Annotated in this window: 17 protein-coding genes; 7 read left to right on the top strand and 10 right to left on the bottom strand. The window is 67.0% G+C overall.

Annotated features, from left to right (window positions below):
* Positions 1 to 4: 4 nt before the first annotated feature.
* Genes Q0326_RS17020 through Q0326_RS17010 form a run of 3 tightly spaced genes read right to left on the bottom strand, consistent with a single transcriptional unit; the run spans position 5 to position 3,860 of the window.
* Positions 5 to 1,087: a Zn-dependent alcohol dehydrogenase gene (locus tag Q0326_RS17020; RefSeq protein WP_298692801.1), complete on the bottom strand. Its 1,083-nt coding sequence runs from the start codon at positions 1,085 to 1,087 to the stop codon at positions 5 to 7.
* Positions 1,084 to 2,721 (bottom strand): NAD(P)/FAD-dependent oxidoreductase, encoded by a 1,638-nt coding sequence (locus tag Q0326_RS17015; protein WP_298692799.1) that lies wholly within the window; start codon positions 2,719 to 2,721, stop codon positions 1,084 to 1,086. Before Q0326_RS17015 ends, Q0326_RS17020 begins: the two co-directional genes overlap by 4 nt.
* A complete protein-coding gene (locus Q0326_RS17010; RefSeq protein WP_298692797.1) occupies positions 2,718 to 3,860 on the bottom strand; it encodes an epoxide hydrolase family protein in 1,143 nt (380 codons plus the stop codon). The genes Q0326_RS17015 and Q0326_RS17010 overlap by 4 nt, the downstream gene beginning before the upstream one ends.
* 143 nt (positions 3,861 to 4,003) lie before the next feature.
* Between Q0326_RS17010 and Q0326_RS17005 the strand changes: the two genes are divergently transcribed.
* The 5 genes from Q0326_RS17005 to Q0326_RS16985 all read left to right on the top strand — a co-directional run bounded on the left by Q0326_RS17005 (position 4,004) and on the right by Q0326_RS16985 (position 9,452).
* Complete coding sequence (locus tag Q0326_RS17005) at positions 4,004 to 4,960, top strand: alpha/beta hydrolase (protein WP_298692795.1); 957 nt, start codon at positions 4,004 to 4,006, stop codon at positions 4,958 to 4,960.
* Positions 4,957 to 6,822, top strand: a complete 1,866-nt coding sequence (locus tag Q0326_RS17000; protein WP_298692793.1) for an acyclic terpene utilization AtuA family protein — start codon at positions 4,957 to 4,959, stop codon at positions 6,820 to 6,822. The genes Q0326_RS17005 and Q0326_RS17000 overlap by 4 nt, the downstream gene beginning before the upstream one ends.
* A gap of 751 nt (positions 6,823 to 7,573) precedes the next feature.
* Positions 7,574 to 8,005 (top strand): DUF3237 domain-containing protein, encoded by a 432-nt coding sequence (locus tag Q0326_RS16995; RefSeq protein WP_298692791.1) that lies wholly within the window; start codon positions 7,574 to 7,576, stop codon positions 8,003 to 8,005.
* A 59-nt stretch (positions 8,006 to 8,064) separates the two neighbouring features.
* The gene (locus Q0326_RS16990) at positions 8,065 to 9,021 is read left to right on the top strand and encodes a phosphotransferase family protein (RefSeq protein ID WP_298692789.1); all 957 of its coding nucleotides are present in this window, start codon (positions 8,065 to 8,067) and stop codon (positions 9,019 to 9,021) included.
* The gene (locus tag Q0326_RS16985; protein WP_298692788.1) at positions 9,018 to 9,452 is read left to right on the top strand and encodes a hypothetical protein; all 435 of its coding nucleotides are present in this window, start codon (positions 9,018 to 9,020) and stop codon (positions 9,450 to 9,452) included. Before Q0326_RS16990 ends, Q0326_RS16985 begins: the two co-directional genes overlap by 4 nt.
* A 118-nt stretch (positions 9,453 to 9,570) precedes the next feature.
* On the opposite strand, the gene Q0326_RS16980 is transcribed toward Q0326_RS16985, so the two are convergent.
* The 3 genes from Q0326_RS16980 to Q0326_RS16970 all read right to left on the bottom strand — a co-directional run bounded on the left by Q0326_RS16980 (position 9,571) and on the right by Q0326_RS16970 (position 12,908).
* Positions 9,571 to 10,431: an alpha/beta hydrolase gene (locus tag Q0326_RS16980; protein WP_298692786.1), complete on the bottom strand. Its 861-nt coding sequence runs from the start codon at positions 10,429 to 10,431 to the stop codon at positions 9,571 to 9,573.
* A gap of 168 nt (positions 10,432 to 10,599) precedes the next feature.
* Positions 10,600 to 12,126, bottom strand: coding sequence for an acyl-CoA synthetase (locus Q0326_RS16975; protein WP_298692784.1), 1,527 nt, complete (start codon positions 12,124 to 12,126; stop codon positions 10,600 to 10,602).
* Between the two features lie 5 nt (positions 12,127 to 12,131).
* Entirely contained in the window at positions 12,132 to 12,908 is a 777-nt protein-coding gene (locus tag Q0326_RS16970; protein WP_298692782.1) for an enoyl-CoA hydratase-related protein, read from the bottom strand.
* Positions 12,909 to 13,259: 351 nt separating this feature from the next.
* On the opposite strand from Q0326_RS16970, the gene Q0326_RS16965 reads away from it, so the two are divergent.
* Positions 13,260 to 13,424, top strand: a complete 165-nt coding sequence (locus Q0326_RS16965) for a hypothetical protein (RefSeq protein ID WP_298692780.1) — start codon at positions 13,260 to 13,262, stop codon at positions 13,422 to 13,424.
* A 6-nt stretch (positions 13,425 to 13,430) separates the two neighbouring features.
* Here the strand turns inward: Q0326_RS16965 and Q0326_RS16960 are convergent, their stop codons facing one another.
* Both Q0326_RS16960 and Q0326_RS16955 read right to left on the bottom strand, forming a co-directional pair.
* Positions 13,431 to 14,690, bottom strand: coding sequence for a cytochrome P450 (locus Q0326_RS16960; RefSeq protein WP_298692778.1), 1,260 nt, complete (start codon positions 14,688 to 14,690; stop codon positions 13,431 to 13,433).
* A gap of 90 nt (positions 14,691 to 14,780) precedes the next feature.
* Positions 14,781 to 16,505, bottom strand: a complete 1,725-nt coding sequence (locus tag Q0326_RS16955; protein ID WP_298692776.1) for an MFS transporter — start codon at positions 16,503 to 16,505, stop codon at positions 14,781 to 14,783.
* A gap of 219 nt (positions 16,506 to 16,724) precedes the next feature.
* Between Q0326_RS16955 and Q0326_RS16950 the strand changes: the two genes are divergently transcribed.
* Positions 16,725 to 18,080 carry an amidohydrolase family protein gene (locus Q0326_RS16950; RefSeq protein WP_298692774.1) on the top strand — a complete coding sequence of 452 codons (1,356 nt, stop codon included), beginning with the start codon at positions 16,725 to 16,727 and terminating at the stop codon, positions 18,078 to 18,080.
* A gap of 57 nt (positions 18,081 to 18,137) precedes the next feature.
* On the opposite strand, the gene Q0326_RS16945 is transcribed toward Q0326_RS16950, so the two are convergent.
* Together Q0326_RS16945 and Q0326_RS16940 are read right to left on the bottom strand one after the other, a co-directional pair.
* Positions 18,138 to 18,767 (bottom strand): TetR/AcrR family transcriptional regulator, encoded by a 630-nt coding sequence (locus Q0326_RS16945; protein ID WP_298692772.1) that lies wholly within the window; start codon positions 18,765 to 18,767, stop codon positions 18,138 to 18,140.
* Positions 18,768 to 18,780: 13 nt separating this feature from the next.
* Positions 18,781 to 20,031 (bottom strand): CoA transferase, encoded by a 1,251-nt coding sequence (locus Q0326_RS16940; protein WP_298692770.1) that lies wholly within the window; start codon positions 20,029 to 20,031, stop codon positions 18,781 to 18,783.
* Positions 20,032 to 20,313: the final 282 nt, after the last annotated feature.

Here is a 20,313-nt window from a genome sequence, read left to right as displayed (position 1 = left end):
CGATCTAGTTGAAGACGATGACGCTGCGCGCCGTCTCACCCGCGATGAGCTGTTCGTAGCCGCGGTTTATGTCCTCGAGCACGATGCGCTGCGAGATAAGTGGGTCGAGCGTCAGCCGCCCGTCGAGATAGAGCTGCGCATAAGTCGGGATGACGCGCTGGAACGGCACGGAGCCCATATTCGAGCCGATGATCCGGATCTCGCGGCCCAGCAGCATCAACGCGGGCACGCTCAGTTCCGCACTCATCTCGGTAATGCCGACAATCATCAGCGTGCCGCGCTTGCGCAGCATCATGAAGCCCTGGCGCTGGAGCGCGGGTAGCCCCACCACCTCGAACGCGTAGTCCGCGCCGCCGCCGGTCGCCTCGATCACGCGCTCCACCACGCCTTCGCCGCCCAGGATCGTGTCGGTTGCGCCGAACACCTGTGCAAGCGCGAGCTTTGCCGGATTGAGATCGACCGCCACGATCTGCGCGGCGCCCGCCAGCCGTGCGCCCTGCACGACGTTGAGCCCCACCCCGCCGCAGCCGAGCACGACCACCTTGCTGCCGGGCTTCACCTCGGCGCCCGCGGTCACCGATCCGATCCCCGTTAGCACTGCGCATCCGAGCACCGCAGCGACGTCGAGCGGCATCGCCTTAGGCAGCTTCACCACCCCGCTACGGTGCACGACCATCTCCTCGGCGAACGCGCCCAGATTGCAAAATTGCTGCACGGGCAGGCCGTTCTGCCGGATCGGCGAGTTGAGTTGTGGCTGCGCGCGTACCGGCTTGTCGCTGCACAGATGGTTAAGGCCGTCCTGGCACTCGCTGCAATGTCCGCAGAAGATCGACGTGCAGGTGACGACGTGGTCGCCATGCGTCAGTCCGCGCACGTCGCTGCCGACCGCCTCGACGACGCCTGACGCCTCGTGCCCCAGCACGATGGGGAAGTCCGAGCCGAGGTCGCCCGAAATCACGTGATAGTCGCTGTGGCACAGGCCGCTCGCGGCGACGCGAATGCGCACTTCATCGGCGCGCGGGCCGTCCAGCTCAACCGTCTCGATGCTTAGCGGCTCGCGCGCGGCGCGCAGGATGGCAGCTTTCATAATCGTTCCTCGGGCACCCGGACGCGGGAGAAGGCGAAGCCGGCATAGCCGTCGCGGACAATCGCCTCGACCCTGTCGACGTACCGATCGAGTCCGCCGATATACATCAGGAAAACGCGCGGCTTGCCCGGGACGTTCGCGCCCATGTACCAGCTTTCGGCCTTGGTATAGAGCGTCTTGTCCGCCATGTCGGCGACCTCCTGGGCCCAGGAGGTCTGCGCATCCGCGCGTGCTTCGATCCGGTCGAACCCGCGGTGTTCGGCATGCGCGATGCAGTCGGCGATCCAGTCGACATGATGCTCGATGGTCTGCAGCATGTTGGCCAGCACCGAAGGGCTCGAGGGTCCGTTGACGGTGAAAAGGTTTGGAAACCCCGCGACCATCAGCCCGAGATAGCTTTGCGGCCCGTCCGCCCAGGCGTCGCGCAGGGCCACGCCGTTCGCGCCGGCGATGCCGAGAGCGAGCAGCGGCCCGGTCACCGCATCGAACCCGGTTGCGAACACGATCAGGTCGAGCGGGTGGTCCGCGTCGCTCGTGCGGATGCCGGACGCGGTGATACGCTCGATCGGCGACGCGCGCAGATCGACGAGCGTAACGTCGTCGCGGTTGAAGGTCGCGTAGTAGCCGGTGTCGAGGCACAGCCGCTTGGTGCCGAACGGAAAGGTTTTCGGCAGCAGCTTGTCGGCGGTCGCGGGATCCTTCACGATTTTGCGGATCTTGGCATGGACGAAGGCGGCGCCGGCGGCATTCGATTTCGGATGCGTCGTCAGATCGTTGAACACCGCTTGCAGGCTGAACGTGCCGAACCCCCAGGCCTTCTCGAACTGCGCTTGGCGTTCCTCGGGCGTCACCGACATCGCCGAGACCCCCGTGTTGATCCGCGCCGGCACGCCGCCCTTGGTCTGGCGGTTGGCGCGGTGGTGCGCGGTATAGTCGGCACGGACATGCGCCTCGTAGGCCGGGTCGACCGGGCCGTTGAGCGCGGGGACGCTGTAGTTGGGAGTGCGCTGGAACACCGTCAGGTGCGCAGCTTGTTGGGCAAGGATCGGGATGACCTGGATGCCCGACGAGCCGGTACCGATCACGCCGACGCGCTTGCCCGCCACATCGACCGGTTCGTGCGGCCAGGCGCTGGTCTGCAGCCAGCGGCCGGCGAAATTCTCGAGTCCCGGAATCTCGGGTGGTTTGGGTAGCGACAGACCGCCCACCGCCGCGATCAGGTAGCGGCAGCGTATCGTCTCGCCACGATCGCTGCGGATCGTCCAGGTCGCGGTCGCATCGTCATAGCTGCAGGCGGTGACGCGTGTGGCGAAGGCGATGTCGCGGCGCAGGTCGAAGCGGTCGGCGACATGCTCGGCATAGCGCAGGATCTCGGGCTGCGTCGCGAACCGCTCGCTCCAGCGCCAGTCATCAAGCAGTTCGGGCGAGAAGGAATAGCTGTAATCGAGGCTCTCGACGTCGCAGCGCGCGCCGGGATAACGGTTCCAGTACCAAGTCCCGCCGACGTCGGGCGCGGCCTCGAACCCGAACGCGGTCAGCCCGATGCCGCGCAGCTTGTAGTGCGCATAAAGCCCGGCGAACCCGGCGCCGATGACCAGGACGTCGACCTGCGGGGGCACTTTCAGGAGGCTCATGCGCGTACTTCTCTGGGGCGGATGGCGGTGAAAGCCGCGCGCAGCTCGTCGACGAACAGCGCAGGCTGTTCAAACGCCGCGAAGTGCCCGCCGCGCGCCGGCTCGCCCCAGTGGATGATGTTGGGGAACTTGCGCGCTGCCCAGCGCCGCGACGGGCGGATGATCTCGTGCGGGAAGATGTTGCACGCGACGGGCAGGTCGAGCGTCCCGCTCGAGAATTGTGCCAAGCTCTCCCAATACAGCCGCGCCGAGGAGGCGGCGGTGGCGGGGAGCCAGTAGAGCATGATGGCGTCGAGCACGCGGTCGCAGTCGAGCACGCTGGCCGGGTCGCTCCACACGAGGATCTTTTCGTAGATCCACGCCGCCTGCCCCGCAGGCGAGTCGGTCAGGGCATAGCCGAGCGTTTGTGGGCGCGTGCTCTGCAACCCCGAATAGCCCTGGCCGTCAGTCGTGAAACGATCGATGTCGGCGAGCGCGCGCGCCTCCTGCTCGGTCGGGTCTTCCCGGTCCTCGGGTAGGCGCGGCACAACGACGAAATTGAGGTGGATCGCGGCGAGTTCGGGCGAGCGTAGCGCCGCCATCGCGGTGGTGACGCCCGCGCCCCAATCGCCGCCCTGCGCGACGAACCAGTCATAGCCAAGCCGCCGCATCAGTTCGACCCACGCGCGCGCGATCCGCGGCAGCGACCAGCCGGCGTCCGCCGGCCGATCCGAGAAGCCATAGCCCGGCAGGCTCGGCGCAACGACATGAAACGCCTGGCGCGGGTCGCCGCCATGCGCCGCCGGATCGCTCAAGGGGCCGATCACGTCGAGGAGCTCGACGACCGAGCCGGGCCAGCCATGCGTCAGGATCAGCGGCAGCGCATCGGGCTCGGGCGAGCGCACGTGCAGGAAATGGATGCCCAGCCCATCGATCTCGGTGCGATACTGGCCAAGTGCGTTCAGCCGCGTCTCGCACCGCCGCCAGTCGTACATGTCGCGCCAATAGGCGCATAGCGCCTGCACGTCGGCGAGCGGCACGCCCTGGCTGCGATCGTCCACCGTCTCGCGCTCGGGCCAGCGCGTGCGTGCCAGCCGCTCGCGCAGATCGTCAAGCACCGTCTGGGCGATGTCGAGCCGGAAGGGCGTGATCGTGGTCATCGCGCAGGGTATCGGTCACACATCCTTGGGTCCGCCGCTTCGGTGGAGCCAAGGGAATGCGGCATGCGGCGGATCGGTTCAATGCCGGACTTGCAGAACGGTCACGACGCCGCCGCAGCGATGTTTTTGGAAAGGGACGCTTTATGAGCCGCCATCTGATTGATCCCGAGCTCGCTGCCGGGCGACAGGAACCCTTGTCCGGCGATCTCACCGCGGAAACGCTGCCCGCCTACCGCGCGATGCTGATCGCGATCGTAGCGGCGATCCCGAAGCCGACCTCGGAGGCGATGCGCGCCGTGGGCGTCGACGACCGGCGGGTTCCCGGCCCCGACGGCGCGCCTGATGTGCGCGTGCTGATCTATACGCCCGGCAATCGCGGTGCGGCGGCACTGCCGGCGATCCTCCATATCCACGGCGGCGGGTTCGTCAGCGGGAGTGCCGACATGAGCGACCCGAACAGCCGCGCGTACGCCGCCGAAATGGATTGCGTCGTCGTCTCGGTCGACTATCGTCTCGCGCCCGAGACGCCGTTTCCCGGCCCCGTCGAGGATTGCCACGCCGCATTGCTGTGGTTGCAGGGTGCGGCCCCCGAACTCGGCGTCGATCCAGCACGAATCGTGGTCGCGGGCGAGAGCGCGGGCGCGGGGCTGGTCGCCGGCATGGTGCTGCTGGCGCGCGACCGCGGCACGGCGATGCCCGCCTTTCAGTATCTTGCCGAACCGATGCTCGACGATCGCAGCGTCGACAGTGATCACCCGCATGTCGGCCAGGTCGGCTGGACGCGTGCGCACAACCGATTCGGCTGGGCGTCGATGTTAAGCGACCGAAAGGGTGCGGTGTCGCCCTATGCCTCGCCCGCCCGCGCGGACGACCTGTCCGGCCTGCCGCCGACCTATATCCATGTCGGCGCGATCGATCTGTTCCTGGAGGAATCGCTCGATTACGCGCGCCGCCTGACCCGTGCGGGAGTGCCGGTCGAGCTGCACGTTTGGCCCGGCGCGTTCCACGCGTTCGGGACGATCGACGCGCATGTCACGCGTGAGGCACGGCGGGTGTCGCGAACCGCGCTGCGGCGCGCGCTGCACGGGGCGGCGGCGTGACGGCGCGAGGGGGCGACCGCGTCGTCAAGATCGGCGCGGCGACCGCCTTCTACAACGACAGCCGGATGGGCATCGCGCAGCTGCTCGCGAAGGGTGGCGACCTCGATTACATCATCTTCGACTTTCTCGCGGAATCGGTGATGGGCGGGCTCGGGCGCGGAATAGCGACGAGCACGGGGCAGGGGTTCGCGACGGACTTCGTCGACGGCTATATCCTGCCGCATCTCCAGACGCTGCTCGACCGCGGCATCCGCGTCGTCGCCAATGCCGGGGGGCTGGCGCCGACGGCGTGCGCGCAGGCGCTGCGCGATGCGGCGGCGGCGCAGGGGCTGTCGCCGCGTATCGGCGTGGTCGAGGGCGACGACCTCACCGGACGTGTCGGGCGTATAGTCGGGCGGGACACGCGAGACATGTTCGACGGTGGATCGATCGCGGATCGAATAGCCGATGCCGACCGTATCGACAGCCTTGTGGCCTATACCGGCGCCTTCCCGATCGCCGCGGCGCTCGCCGCGGGCGCAGACATCGTCGTCACCGGCCGTGTGGTCGACAGCGCACTCGCGCTCGGACCTCTAATCCACGAATTCGGCTGGGGCCCGGACGATTTCGACCTGCTCGCGGCGGGCACGCTCGCGGGACATCTACTGGAATGTTCGGCGCAGGTGACGGGGGGCACCTTTACCGACTGGCGCGACGTGCCCGACTGGGCGGGGATCGGCATGCCGATCGGCGAATGCCGCGCCGACGGCAGCCTGGTCGTCACCAAGCCCGACGAGACGGGCGGGCTGGTCTCGATCGGCACCGTGTCCGAACAGCTCCTCTACGAGGTCAGCGACCCGCAGCGTTATTATGTCGCCGACGTGATATGCGATTTCACCGACGTCCGGCTTCGCCATCTCGCGCCCGATCGGGTCGAGGTGACCGGCGCGCGCGGTCTCGGCCGAACGGACACGTACAAGGCGAGCCTCACTTGGGACGAAGGCTGGCGCGCCACCGCGCTGATCCCGGTGATCGGGCTGGAAGCGGACGAAAAGGCGAAGCGGATGGGCGAGGCGCTGTTCGCACGCGGTGACGCGATGCTGCGCGCAAGCCAGCGCCCGCCGTTCACGCGCACGCGCTGCGACGTGATCGGCGGGCGCGGCGGCCCGGCCGATCCCGCGATCTGCCGACTGATCGCCGACCATCCCGATCGCGCGGGCGCCGAATTGCTGGCGCGCGAACAGGGCTCGGCGATCAGCCACATGGCGGTCGGCACCACGATGGGCATGGCGGCGTCGGTCCGCCCCGTACAGCGCATCGCGGGGTTCCTGTTGCCCAAGGCGTTCGTGATGCAGCACGTGACGCTCGACGGCGCGCATGTGCCATTCACGGCGGTAACGGGCGGTCGTGACGAGGCGTCGCGCGCGGCACCCGCGCCTGCGCTGCCGGGGCTTCCAGACGATATCGATCCGGCGTTCACGGTGCCGCTGATCCGGCTCGCCTGGGCGCGCAGCGGCGACAAGGGCAACCTCTTCAACGTCGCGGTGATCGCGCGCGAGCCGCGTTTCCTGCCCTATGTCGCCGCCGCGTTGACGCCAGAGTGGGTAGGCGCGCATTATGGCGGCCTGATCGGGAACGGCACGCCGCTGTCGGTCGAGCGGTTCGCGGTACCGGGCTTGTCGGCGATCAACTTCGTCGTCGCCGATTCGATGGATGGCGGCGTGCTCGCCTCCACCGCGATCGATCCGATCGCCAAGGGGATGGCGCAGCTGCTGCTCGACTTACCGATCGCAGTTTCGCTCGACCTCCACCGTCATCTTCATGATATTCAAAACGACCGGTACCTTAACGCTGCTAAGGCGGAGTCGAGATATGAGCGGTGAAGCGAGGACTTGCGGCGGTTGCTTCAAACCCTCGCCGCGTAAATCGACAATGGTGCGGCCCGTGTTCCCACCAACATCTTGAACGAGGAACTGATCTGAACTGCGGTCGCCGCCGCCCGTGAAGCACACCCGCGTCTTGGCGCGCGAGGGGAGCCGCCCGTCGCTTGCCGGCTTCGCACATCCTACCGCCCTCTATCTTATCAGCGCGTTCAGCGTCAGCACCTCTTGCCGATTGCCTTGCGGGGTAATCGTCAACACCAATTCGATCGCGGGGCTCGAAGGCCAGCACGGGTAGGTCGCCTGTGCTGCGGCTAAGGGTGGCATCATTCTAATGTTGGGGATCTGGCGCTGGTCGTTATCGGCACCCTGGCGGACACGCCCGGCACGTTCCTGACTCATGCGTTCGATGCCTCGGGAGCGGGAAAGGCGCAGGAGACGTTCGGGCCGCGGGTACTTGATCCCGGGGCGCATCGGCGATCTCGCTGAACACGCACTGCTGCCAGAGAGATCATCGGCGACAAACTAGTGAACGATACCACGATCCGCCTCGACGGCGGACAATGCTTTTTGCGGACACATAACCTTCCAATATCGTCCGCACACAGACTGCCGCAGACGACAGACGACACGACGTGGAGTTCCATATGCGACATCGGCGGCGCGATGATGGGGAGAAGGGTCTGGTCTTGGTGTACAGCCTATGGCCATTGTCCACCCGCGCCATTGCGCAGCCCGCGTTCAAGGAGGACCCATGATCGAATTGATTCCCCTGTGTACCGCCACGATGGAGGCGTCGCCCGCGCTGCTCGTCGGCACCGGCCCCGCGGGTAGCCGGTCGATCGGCGCGCTGACCAGCGTCACGCTGGAGGGCGATCGGCTGCGCGGGACGCTCGCGGGGCCCGCTGCGGCGGACTATGCGGTGCGGACCGGGTCGATCGCGGTGATCGATGTCCGCCTGACGATCCGTACGCACGACGATGCGCTGATCTACATGACCTATGGCGGAAGGCTCGACCTGTCGGACATGGCGGCCGGGATCACCGTGATTGTCGCGCCGACGTTCGAGACGGGCGACGAACGCTATGCATGGCTCAACAAGGTGCAGGCGGTCGGCAAGGCGACGCTGACACTGACCGGCGGGGGCGCGGCGCGGCTGTCTTACGAATTCTACGAGGCACGGTGATCGACCTTTCGGCATCGATCGCCGCCTACCTGGCGGCACATACGCCTGGCGCTAGCGACATGGCCGTGGACGATCTGTCGCGCATACACGGCGGTAGCAGCCAGGAGGTATACCGGTTCACCGCGCGCTGGACCGACGCCAATGGCGATGGGGTCGAGAAGCGGCTGATCTTGCGCCGCGCGCCCCCCTCCGGGCTGATCGTCGCCGAGCGCGACCTGGAATATACCGTCTACGCCGCGCTCGCGGGCACCGGCGTGCCGGTGCCTGCGGTGCATCATCTCGAACTCGATACCGCATGGCTCGACCGACCGTTCTTCGTGATGGACTGCATGGCCGGGCGGCCGAGCAACCCGTTCGTGTCGACCGAGACGTTCGACGAGCACGCGGCGCAGGTGGCACGGGAATTCTGGCGGCATCTCGGCACGCTCGCAGCGCTCGACCCGGTCGCGCTGGGGCTGACCGACTTGCGCAACGGAGGCGAGGTGAGCGGCTTCGCGTCGCTGGAGCTGGACCACTGGGAAGCGATTCTCGATGCCGGCGAATATGTCCCCGAGCCGATCGTTCACGGCGCGATCCGCCGCTTGCGCGCCGCGCCGCCGCCCGAGCCCGCCAGCGCCGCGCTGATCCATGGCGACTATCGCTCGGGCAATTTCCTTTTCACACCCGACGGCACGATCACCGCAGTGCTCGACTGGGAGATGGCGCATGTCGGCGACCCGCTGGAAGACGTTGCTTGGGCGATCGACGGGATGTGGCCGATGACCCGACACTTGCCGCTCGACGAAGGGCTTGCCGAATGGGAAGCGGCGAGCGGGCGCGTCGTCGATCGGGCCGCGCTCGACTGGTGGCGGCTGTTCGCGCCGGTCAAGGGCTGCGCGATCTGGACGACGGCCGAGGCGAGCTTCACCGAAGGCAAGGCGCGAGAAATGGTCGTCGGCGTGTCGGCGATCCGGGCCGGGCATTTCCATCGCCGGGAAATTTTGGACATACTGCGCGATCGGGGAATATTCCATTGAGCCTGACGCTGGAAACGAGCCTGAACGGCATTGCGCACGCGCTGGAGACGCGGATCGCGCCCGTGCTCGACGATCCGTTCGCCTGCGAGGCTGCACGGTTGGCGGTGATACTGACCAGGATTTCAGCGCTGGCGGTCAATGATGCGGCGGCGATTCGCGCCGAGGAGAATGCATGGTTGCGCACGCTGTTCGCCGAGGCAACGGCGAGCGTCGACGATGATCTGGCGATACAACTTCGCGAAGCCGCGGCCTCGGTCGATCCGAGCATCCGTATTAGCGATCTCGACCGCGAGAATGCACGTCTCCGGCGCGTGCTGATCGCACTTCACGGCGCGGTGGAAGCACGTCGGGATCACGCAGCCAAAGTGATTGACGGCCGCATCTGGCAGCTACTTAGTGACATTGAGGCTGCGCGCGCCCCTGGAATCTAAACGTCGAACCGTCGTAATCAAACCGAGACGCAACATCACGTTATCGTATTCGCCGATCGTCCCATAAACAAGAATCGGATCGCCGATGCCGGATGTCTTCGAAAGGCGTGGTGATTCCTTATCGAGAGGCCACGTGTCTCGCCACGAACGCAAAGACTGCGGCGTTGAAACTGTCGTTCGCATCCCCTGCGACCATGTGATCGGCATCCGCGACGTCGACGAATTCGGTATGCGGCGCCAGTTCGAGAAAGGCGCGTACTCCCTCGCGACTGACAACCCGGCTGCGCCCGCCGCGGATCAGCAACGTCGGGACGCGTAGCTTGCGCGCGGCATCGTCGAACAGCCGGGGATCGGGGGCGGGTGAGCGCTCGTCGGCGCCGATGCGGAGGAAAGCGGGATCCCAATGCCAATGATAGCGGCCATCGTCGCGCAGCCGCAGATTGCGCAGCAAGCCCGACGGGTCGGTCGGGCGCGAGCGATGCGGCAGATAGGCAGCCACCGCGTCCGCCGCGTCGGCGAGCGAGGCGAAGCCGTCCGGCGCCGCAGTCATGAAACGACCGATTTCGGCGGCACCTTCGGGCTCGATCCGAGCGGCGACGTCGACAAGCACCAGGCCGGCAACCAGGGGCGGGGGGGCGGCTGCGACTAGAAGCGCGGCAAGCCCGCCTAGCGACGCGCCGACCAGTATCGGCGGTTTTTCAAGTGCTTCGACGACCGCACGGACATCCTCCGAAAACGTCTGGACCAAATAGTCGCCGTCGGGCGCCCACCCGCTTTCGCCGTGACCGCGCAGGTCGATCGCGATGCCGTGGTATCCACGCCGTGCGGCCTCGACGAGCGCCTTGCCCCAGCTTTGTCGGGTCTGGCCACCGCCGTGAAGGAAAAGGATCGGCGGCGCATCCGCCGAACCGACGCTATCGCCAGCGATTGCGACACCATGGCCGTCGAATGTGAGCGATCTGATCTGATCGTCTGCCATCTCAGCGATACGCCCGATAGTTGCTGGAACGGGGTGCGATCCTGCCATTCGGAAGCCGCCCAATTTGCATGTCCATGTCCTCGTCCTGATCTTTTTTTCATCGCTTCACGTCGGGGTGGCGAAGCTTTTTCCGATGGTCGATAGTGCTCCAGATCGTGCCTGCGCTGCTTATGAGGTCGGCCAGTAACGGGCGCGAACCTCTTTCTTGAACAATTTGCCCGTGTCGGTGCGGGGCAGCGCCGGATCGAAGTCGATCGACCGCGGACATTTCACGTCGGCGAGGCTTGTACGACAAAATGCTACCAGCTCGTCCGCAAGCGCATCGCCTGCGCAAGCCCAGTCGACCGGCTGCACCACTGCCTTCACCTCCTCGCCGAATTCGGGGTTGGGCACGCCGAACACCGCGACGTCGGCGACCTCGGGGTGCGTGACGAGCAGGTTCTCGACCTCCTGCGGGTAAATGTTGATCCCGCCCGAGATGATCATGAAGTCCTTGCGATCGGAAAGGAACAGATAGCCAGTGGCATCGACATGCCCGACATCGCCCATCGTCGACCAGTCGTCATGCTGCGGATGCCGAGACTGCGCGGTCTTGGCATCGTCATTGTGATAGCGGAACGGCTTGCCTCCGCCGAACCACACCGTACCGGTTTCGCCGACGGGCAGTTCCGCGCCCGAATCGTCGCAGATGTGCAACTCGCCGGAAATCGGCCGGCCGACCGAACCCGGCCTGGCGAGCCATTCCGCGCTGGTGATCCGGCAGGTGCCGTTGCCCTCGGTGCCAGCATAGAACTCGTCGATCACCGGCCCGAGCCAATTGATCATCGCGCGCTTGACCGGGATCGGGCAGGGCGCGGCGGCATGGATGACGTTGGTCAACGACGACAGGTTGTGGCGCGCGCGGATGTCGTCGGGCAGCTTCAGCAGGCGGATTAACATCGTCGGCACCACCTGAACTGTGGTGACGCGCCATCGCTCGATCGCGCGCAGGAACGCCTCGGGCTCGAACTTGGGAAGCAGTACGACGGTGCCGCCATGCGCCTGTACAGCGACGACGAAGCCGAGCGGCGCGCTATGATAGAGCGGGGCTGGGGCCATGTACACCGTGTCCGGCCCCAGCGCGTACATCCCGCCGAACAGCGTTGCGCCCGGATTGGCCTGGATCGGCGAGCCGAGCGCGGGCGCGGCGCGGATGCCCTTGGGGCGGCCGGTCGTGCCCGATGAATAAAGCATCCGCGTGCCGTTCTGCTCGTCGGCGATCGGCACGTCGGGCTCCGCGGCGGCAAGTGTCGTCCAATCGGGCAGGTCGTTGATCGCGCCGATGCCGACCAGCGCCGGCACCCCGGGTGTATATCGCAGCACGCGCGCGGTGTCGGCGAGCGCATCGGAGATCAGCACTGCCTTTGCGCCGCTGTCCGCGGCGATATAGGCGATCTCTTCTGTCTTGAGCCGCGTCGAGGCGGGCACCAGCGTCAGCCCGCTGCGCTGCGCCGCCCAATAGACGTCGAGCCATTCGGGGCGGTTGTTGCACAGCAGCGCGATTGTATCGCCGATCTCCAGTCCAAGCGTGCGCAACGCACGCGCGCCGCGGTTCGCCCGCGTCTCTAGATCGCGGTAGGTGATCGTCTGGCCCGTCGCAGCGACGATCAGCGCGACATGGTCGGGCCGGGCCTCGGCATGCAGACGCGGATGCATCGGCGTCAGTGCCCCGTCCAGACGGGTGCGCGCTTCTCGACGAACGCGCGGGGACCCTCGGCGAAATCGTCAGTCTGGCGCAGCGCCGCGAAACGCTCGGCGACGACCATCCGCCCCGCGAAGTCTGGCAACGCCGCGCTCGCGCGCGCGCCCTGCAACGCATATTGCACCGCCAGCGGCGAATTGACGGCGATCCGATTGGCGAGATCAATCGCCGCGGCCAACGTGGCCCCGGGCTCGACTACGCGGTTGACAAGGCCCAGATGATAGGCGCGCGGCGCGTCGATCGGATCGCCGGTCGCGATCATCTCGTTCGCGATCGCGCGCGGCAGCATCGCCGCCAGCCGGTGGACGCCGCCCGCCGCCGCGATCAGCCCGTGCTTCGCCTCTGGGAGGCCGAACCGCGCATTCTCCGACGCGATCACCATCTCGCACGCGAGTACCAACTCGAGCCCGCCGCCCAGCGCCGCACCCTCGACCGCGGCGATCCACGGCGTCGAACGGATCGCATAGGCCAGCCCCGCGAACCCGCCCGCGGCGGTCTCGATCCCGCGCCCCTTGCCGGCGCTGACCGCGGCCAGATCGGCGCCGGCGCAGAAGACGCGCGGCTCTGACGAGGTCAGCACCACCGCGCGGATCGCGCGATCCGCCTCGATGCGCCTGACGATCGCCTCCATCGCATCGGCAAGCTCGGGATTGACCGCATTGCGCTTCTCGGGACGGTTCAGCGTCACCTGCGCGACATGGTCGGACAGCACTTCGTAAAGGACCGGGCCGGTCATTCCGTCCATCGTTAGATCTCCGCTCGTTCGATCGTCGGATAGGCGGCAACGCCGCACGCGGTGCAAGCCGTGGGGGCGATATCGGTCAACCGGGCATTTCGCGGCCGGTCGTCGCTGATAGCGTCGCGCGATCAGACCCGACGAAGGATCGCCCATGCTCACTTAAGCTACGATCGGATCGAACGATCTGGACCGCTCCGTTCCGTTCTATATCGCGCTGTTCGACGGCACGGGACTCCCGAAGCTGTTCGATCATCCACGTAGCGGCACGATCTTTGGTCGCGACGGCAAGTTGGTCTTCGCGTGCTGGCGCCGTTCGACAGGGGACCTGCGACGCCGGGCAACGGAACGATGATCGCACTCGACCTTCCGACACGCGAAGCGGTGGATGCATTCCATGCCAAGGCGGTGTCGCTGGGTGCAATCGACGAGGGCGCGCCGGGCGACCGCGGCTCCTACATGAGCTATTTCCGCGATCTCGACGGCAACAAGATCTGTGCCTGCCGAATCGGCTGACACGGATCAGGCCGGTACGCGGTCCTTGAAGCGGTAGCGTACCGGCAGTGCCTTCGTGCCGCCGACGAAGGTCGACTCGGTCCAGCGCGGCTCGCCTGCGAGTTCGACGGTGTCGATCCGCGCGACGAATTCGCGCAGGAACGCTGCCAGCTCCATTCTCGCGAGATGCTGCCCAAGGCACAGGTGCGGGCCGGTGCCGAAGGCGAGATGGCGGTTGGGCTTTCGGTCGATGCGGAATGCGAAGGGATCGTCGAACACTGCCGCGTCGCGGTTCGCCGACGGGTAGGACAGAAGAAACGTGTCACCCGCCTTGTACGCGGTGCCGGCAATCTCGCCGTCTTCCACCGCGGTGCGTGCGAAGTGGCGCACGGGACTCGACCAGCGGATAATCTCGTCCACCGCTGCGGGAATCAGCAACGGGTCGGCGCGCAGCCGGGAGAACGCCTCCGGATTTTCCAGGAGCGCGAGCAGCCCACCGGCCAGGCTGTAGCTGGTGGTGTCGTGCCCGGCGGTGGCCAGGATCAGGAAATAGCCGAACACATCGCGATCGCTCAGCAGATCTCCGTCGACGCGCGCGTTGGCGACGACACTGCCGATCGTCTCGGTCGGTGTCACGCGCAGGTCGGCGATGCGCGGGCGGAAATAGTCGAACATCTGAATCATCGCAGAGATGCCGCCGCCGCCTTGCGAATATTCGGGATCCTGGCTGGTCAGCACCTGCTGCGTAAAGCGCAGCATCAGTGCCTCGTCCTCGCGCGGGACGCCCAAGATCGTCATGATGACGCGCAAGGGATACCACATCGCGATTTCTGCGGAGAAATCGCACGCGTTACCGCGCGCTTCCATCCGGTCGACGAACTCGACTGCGAGCGCATCGATATCGTCGCGGATGACGCCCAGCGCCTTGGACAGGAACTGGCTCTGCGCGATCGCGCGGAACACGCGGTGTTCGCGCCCGTCCATCGCGACCAGGTTGCGCATCACCTCCTGATAGCCCTTGCCGCCGGTCCGCGCCGCGGCGGCCTGTTCATAGGCGATCGGGAGAATCGCCTGGCGCGGCTGGTTGATGAAGCGGTCGGGCTGCAGCTCGATCGCGGTGATGTCCGCGTGGCGCGTCACCAGCCAGAACGGCCGGGTGAGGCCGGACTCCACCCACGGCATCGGATCGGTCCGCCGGAGCCGCGCGAGCAGTCCGTGCAGTGCTGCTTGATCGGTAAAGGTGCGGGCATCGGCGATCGCCGACACCGGAAGGTCGTTTTCCTGCATGGCATGCCCTTCGAGACTGTGCCCATAACGTGCCGACCGGGGCGCCAAGGAGCCAGAGCCCGCAAGGCGAAAGCGTCCCGGCGATACGGCTCAACTGGGATAGGGTGTAACCGCGTCGCCCTGTGGATCGGGGGTGTCGGCACGCCAGCGAACCGAACCGAACGGCCGTTCGAGCCGCCGCCGGACGCGGTCACCGGGCGCGGCACTGTTGAATGCTTCGGCACGCGCCTGCGCCTCGTCGTCGGACTGCGTGGCGCGGGTCCGCTGGCGCAGATAGTCGCCCCAGGTCGGGCAGTGATAGCGTTCGGTCCACAGCGCCGGGTCCTCGATGTCGCGCGCCAGCGACCATTCGAACCCGCCGCTGCGCAGCCGCGCGCGCCGCACTCCCTGCATCGCGTCGTAGAAGGCGCGCGCATCGGCGGGATCGACGCGGTAGTCGACCTCGATGTTGATCGGCCCGCTGCGGTTGGTGAGCGCCAGCGCGACGGCGGGGGCGTGGCCGCGCTCGCCGATGTCGACCTCGGCACCCGCGATCTTCGGCATCGGCAGCAGGACGCCCAGCAACGGCGTCAGCATGATGAGGATGCCAGAAACGGTCATCGCCGTACCGACGCCGTGCGCGGCGGCGACTTGGCCCCACAGCCACGCACCGAACGCGATGCCGCCCGTGATCGCGGTACTGAACCACGCCACTGCGCGCGCCGTCACCCAGCGCGGCGCGGAGAGCTGTACGCCGACGTTAAACAGCGCGACCAGCAGCGTCCAGGCCGCGCCTGCGAACAGCAGGGCCGCGCCGGTCAGCCACAGGTTGCGGCTTGCACCGACCACCGCGATCATCGCGCCTGCCAGCAGCGCGCAACCGCGTACGCCGACCTCGGGATCGACGCGTCCGCGGACGCGCGCGATGAACAAGGCGCCGACGACCGAGCCGACGCCGAACGTGCCGAGCAGCAGGCCGTAGGTGCTGGCGCCGCCGCCGAGCAGGTCCTTGGCGATCAGCGGCGTCAGTGCGGATATCGACGCGCCGACGATCCCGCTGACCAGCGTGCGGATGAGGATGATGCGGATTGGTGGCGAATGGATCACGTAGCGCGCGCCCGAGATGATCGCGCGGTCGATCCGCTCGGGCGGCAGCCGCGACGGCGTCGGCGTGCGCCGCCACAGCGCCATCGCCACCATCAACGGCAGATAGGCGAGCGCGTTGACCCCGAACGCCGCGACCGAACCCAGCGCCGCGACGATCACGCCGCCGATCGCGGGCCCGAAGCTGCGCGCGATATTGTAGCTGATCGATCCTAGCGCGATCGCTGCGGGCAGCTGCTCGCTCGGCACCTGCTCGCCGATCGACGACTGCCAGGCGGGGCCGTAGAGTGCGACCCCGGTCCCGATCAGAAAACAGAAGGCCAGCAGAAGCCACGGCGTCAGCAGCCCCGCCAGCGCACAGGTGGTGAGCGCCGCGGCGCTGACGCAGGCGAAGGCGAGCCCGACCAGCGCCACCTTGCGGCGATCGAACATGTCGGCGATCGCGCCCGCGGGCATCGCGACCAGCATCAGTGGCAGCATGATCGCGGTCTGGACGAGCGCGACCATCGTCGGATCGCTGCTCATCCGCGTCATCGCCCATGCCGCGCCGACCCCCTGGATCAGCTGACCGAAGTTCGAGATCAGGCTGGCCGACCAGATCGTTCGGAACGTCCTGCCGCCGAGCGGCGCGAGCATCGGCGAGCGCTGTCGCGGCGGCGGCAACGGCGTCACGGGGAGTATCGCGGCCGACAACGCCGCGCCGGGCACCGTTTCCTCCATGGGCTGTGGCATCGCGATCACCTTGGACAAGCGTAGCATGCGGTGGAGCCACAGCGCGGCGCACGCGTCAAACGCAATGCCCCTGCCAAATTAGTCCGCGCTGGGACGATATCGGCATGCGATTTTGACAGATCGTGCAACGCTCGGCGCGTCTTCTCGCTTTACGTCGACAGGATTGGGCGCTAGATCAAAACCGTCAACATGTCGGTTTTAAAAAATAGGAGAGGTTCAATGAAAGTCGAAGACATGATCATCGTGAGCGTCGACGATCACATCGTCGAGCCGCCGCACATGTACGAGGCGCACATGAGCGCCCAGCACAAGCATTTCATGCCCGAGCTTCGCAAGGACAAGAACGGCGCCGATTTCTGGCTGTACGAGGGCAAGCGCACCGGCGCGATTGGCTTGAACGCCGTCGTCGGCCGCGTGAAGGAGGAATATGGCTGCGAGCCGGTTAGCCTCGATCACATGCGCAAGGGCGCGTGGGACATCGATTCGCGCATCGAGGACATGAACGCGAACGGCATCCTCGCCTCGCTCAATTTCCCGAGCGTGGTCACGTTCGACGGCTTCCTGTTCCACATGTTCGACAACAAGGAAAATGCGCGCATCGTCCTGCAGGCGTATAACGACTGGCACATCGACGAGTGGTGCGGGCTGTATCCGGGCCGCAATATCCCCAACGCGATCCTGCCCTATTGGGACATCAATGCGACGGTTGAGGAGATCAGGCGCGTCAACAAGAAGGGGTGCCACAACATCTCCTTCTCGGACAATCCCGCGCTGAAGGGGTATCCGAGCATCCACAACGAACATTGGGAGCCGCTGTGGAAGGTCTGCGCGGACCTCGACATCAACATCAACATCCATATCGGATCGGGCGCGCAGGCGCCGCACGCGTCGATGGAATCGCCGATCGATGCGTGGATCACGACCATGCCGATCTCGATCGTCAATTCGGCCGCAGACTGGCTCCACCTGAAGGCGTTGCAGCAGTACCCTCTCAAGATCTCGCTCAGCGAGGGCGGCATCGGCTGGATCCCGTACTTCCTCGAGCGCGCCGATTTCTCGTTCGAGCAGCACCACAAGTGGACGCATGCCGATTTCGGTCCAGGCCGCAAGCCGAGCGACTTGTTCCGCGAGCATTTCCTGACCTGCTTCATCGACGACGCGTTCGGGATCAAGAACCTCGATGCGATCGGAGAGGACAACGTCGCCTATGAATGCGACTATCCGCATTCGGACACGCTTTGGCCGGACGTGCCGGAAATCCTGCACAAGAGCCTGATCGGTCTGAGCGACGAGACTATCGACAAGATCACGCACAAGAACGCGCTCGACCGTTACAATTTCGATGCGTTCGGCCCGATGGGCGGTCGCGAAAACTGCAATGTCGGCGAACTGCGAAAGCTGGCGGATCACGTCAATACCGATCCGGTGTCCTATGGTGGTCCGGCGCCCCTCGCACCGGGTGAGGTCGCGCGCCGCGTCACCTCGGGCGACATCACGAAGATGTTCCGCGACGTGGCCAAGGACGACGGTAGTGTACAGGACGAAGCGGCGATGGCCGCAGTACCCGCCGAGTGAGCATCGCGATATCGTGAGGAAGGGGGCGGTCCGGCAACGGTCCGCCCTTTTTTTGGATCAGGCGGGCGCCAGCAACAGCCGCAGGATATGGGCCTCGGCGCGCTTCAGATCCTCCGCGTCGAACAGCGATCCCTCGCCCTGAATGATCGCATAGCGCGAGGCCATCCGCTCGATCGACGAATAGAGGATGACCGCGCGCGCCAGTGCGTCGCGTTCGGGCAGCGCGGGATCGCGCTGCGCCGCGCCGATCCGGGTCGCCAGCCCGCGTACGACCGGCATTGCCGCGTCGTCGCGCGCGCGCACGAATGGCGGCTGACCTATTTCGGCGCGGAAATTGCGCACATTCAGGATCGCGCGATGCTTGTCCCAATACCGGTAGAACGCTGCGATGAAGCGCTGGGCGTGCGCGTCGATTGTCACTGCTTCCCATGGCAGGTCGAGTTCGGCGACGATCTCCGCCATGTCGCCCGCCGCCTCGTTGGCGAGCGATAGCAGCACTTCGTCGACGTCGGCGAAATAGAGGTAGAAGGTCTGCGAGGCGAGCCCCGCGGCGCGCGCGACCGCGCTGGCGGTCAGCTTCTCGGCGGGGGTCTCGGCGATCAGGCCGCGCGTCGCCTCGATCAGCCGCGCGCGACTTTCCGCACCCTTGCGACCCAGCGCCTGTCCCTGCTTGTTGATCGCGACCATCGCGCGCTGCCTTTCACAGCGGAGCCGCGACGGCAAGACCGCCGAGCACCGCGACGGTGTCGCTGCCGAGCGCGCGAACCGATCCGCGCGGGCTCCGCATCGCATAGAACGGCGCGCGGTCCGCCACGGCGAGCGCCTGCCAGCCGGCCAGATCGTCGTCGGCGTCGGCCAGTGCGCAGGCATGCGCGACCACGCTCGCCAGGGCGATATCGACGATCCGCCCGCCGCCGCCGAGCCAGCTCGCCCAGCCGGCGAGTGCTGCGGTGATGCCGGTCAGCGGATCGGCGATCGCGTCACCCGCGAACAAAGGTTCGCCCCAGCTACGCCGCATCGCCGCCGACAGTCCGCCAGCCACGCCTGCATCGTCGCCGAATCCGATCCAGTCCGCCGCGTCGCCGTCGCGGCCATGCGCGGTGATCGAAATCCAGGTCGCTCCGCGCGCCGCCTCCGCCGCGGCATCGATCCCTAACTGCCGAAACGCGCGCGGGCGGGAGCCTTCGATGACGATATCGGCATGACGGATCAACGCGCGCAGCACCGCGATGTCCTCCGATCGCGCGAAATCGAGCGCAACGCTACGCTTGCCCGCGTTGAGCAACGCGAAGACCGTCGGATCGCCGCCCCGCGCGCCGTCGGGTCGCGTGCGGCGCTCGACCTTGACGACGTCCGCGCCGCAATCGCGCAACAGCGCGCCGGCCAACGGGCCCGCCCACAGGCTTGCCAGTTCGATCACCAGCGGCGGGCCATCCGTGGAGCGGGGGGCGGCGCACCGGGCGGATCCGAAGGGTGAAGCACGAGTAAGGGCGGCACGATCGGCTGCGATAGCCAATCCGAGCAGCCGTCCGCGTGCGACGAGCGCGTCGACCGGCCAAGTGCGGGCGAGCCGTGCGACATCGGCCCAATGCGCCGCGTCGGCTTTGAAGAGTGCGGGCAGCAGCGACCAGTCGTCGCCCCGCGGCAGGTTCAGCGCGACGCCACCGTCACGACAGACGATCAGCCGGCAACTGCCGTTGGCGGAGATCGTGCCCTGCCGCTCGAGCCCGAGCAGCCGGGCGCGTTCGCCGAGCAGGAGGGCGCCCGACGCGGGGAGGGGGGCATCCGGTGCTAGCGCGCGCAGCGCGGCCAGCGCGCCGTCCGCCGCTTCGGTCAGGGGTACCGGACAGGCCGAAGCGGATCCATCGGCGCGTCCCGTCACCGCCATCAGCCCCGCGCGCCGCCACGCGAGCGCTGGATGATCCGCGCGCGCGGCGACCCGCATCGGCATGCCGAGCGCGTTCAGCAGTCCGATTCCGTGCGCGTCGGCGACCGACCGGACAGTCGTGCGTGCAGGATCGGTTGCCTCTTTCATCGCGCAGGAGTGTAGAGGGAGGCGATGGACAGGAACAAGCTATCGCGGTCGTACGCCAACGAGCGCGACGATACCCGCGACTGGCTGTGGTTCGATGCGCGTGCGCCGCGCGATCTGGCGGACGTGCCAGCGCCGCCGGTCCCGCTGATCGCGGTCGGGCCGCGCGACGACGCCGCGCCGACCGACGCCGACCTCGTC

The sequence above is a fragment of the uncultured Sphingomonas sp. genome (genome assembly GCF_937859915.1).
In the GTDB taxonomy this organism is placed as follows: domain Bacteria; phylum Pseudomonadota; class Alphaproteobacteria; order Sphingomonadales; family Sphingomonadaceae; genus Solisphingomonas.
This window is presented reverse-complemented; position numbering and strand designations above follow the sequence as displayed.

What these genes read in the sequence shown, in the direction of transcription:
- Q0326_RS17020 (WP_298692801.1), bottom strand. Translation starts at nt 1,087, where the DNA reads ATGAAAGCTGCCATCCTGCGCGCCGCGCGCGAGCCGCTAAGCATCGAG.
- Q0326_RS17015 (WP_298692799.1), bottom strand. Translation starts at nt 2,721, where the DNA reads ATGAGCCTCCTGAAAGTGCCCCCGCAGGTCGACGTCCTGGTCATCGGC.
- Q0326_RS17010 (WP_298692797.1), bottom strand. Translation starts at nt 3,860, where the DNA reads ATGACCACGATCACGCCCTTCCGGCTCGACATCGCCCAGACGGTGCTT.
- Q0326_RS17005 (WP_298692795.1), top strand. Translation starts at nt 4,004, where the DNA reads ATGAGCCGCCATCTGATTGATCCCGAGCTCGCTGCCGGGCGACAGGAA.
- Q0326_RS16995 (WP_298692791.1), top strand. Translation starts at nt 7,574, where the DNA reads ATGATCGAATTGATTCCCCTGTGTACCGCCACGATGGAGGCGTCGCCC.
- Q0326_RS16990 (WP_298692789.1), top strand. Translation starts at nt 8,065, where the DNA reads ATGGCCGTGGACGATCTGTCGCGCATACACGGCGGTAGCAGCCAGGAG.
- Q0326_RS16980 (WP_298692786.1), bottom strand. Translation starts at nt 10,431, where the DNA reads ATGGCAGACGATCAGATCAGATCGCTCACATTCGACGGCCATGGTGTC.
- Q0326_RS16975 (WP_298692784.1), bottom strand. Translation starts at nt 12,126, where the DNA reads ATGCATCCGCGTCTGCATGCCGAGGCCCGGCCCGACCATGTCGCGCTG.
- Q0326_RS16970 (WP_298692782.1), bottom strand. Translation starts at nt 12,908, where the DNA reads ATGACCGGCCCGGTCCTTTACGAAGTGCTGTCCGACCATGTCGCGCAG.
- Q0326_RS16965 (WP_298692780.1), top strand. Translation starts at nt 13,260, where the DNA reads ATGATCGCACTCGACCTTCCGACACGCGAAGCGGTGGATGCATTCCAT.
- Q0326_RS16960 (WP_298692778.1), bottom strand. Translation starts at nt 14,690, where the DNA reads ATGCAGGAAAACGACCTTCCGGTGTCGGCGATCGCCGATGCCCGCACC.
- Q0326_RS16955 (WP_298692776.1), bottom strand. Translation starts at nt 16,505, where the DNA reads ATGCCACAGCCCATGGAGGAAACGGTGCCCGGCGCGGCGTTGTCGGCC.
- Q0326_RS16950 (WP_298692774.1), top strand. Translation starts at nt 16,725, where the DNA reads ATGAAAGTCGAAGACATGATCATCGTGAGCGTCGACGATCACATCGTC.
- Q0326_RS16945 (WP_298692772.1), bottom strand. Translation starts at nt 18,767, where the DNA reads ATGGTCGCGATCAACAAGCAGGGACAGGCGCTGGGTCGCAAGGGTGCG.
- Q0326_RS16940 (WP_298692770.1), bottom strand. Translation starts at nt 20,031, where the DNA reads ATGCCGATGCGGGTCGCCGCGCGCGCGGATCATCCAGCGCTCGCGTGG.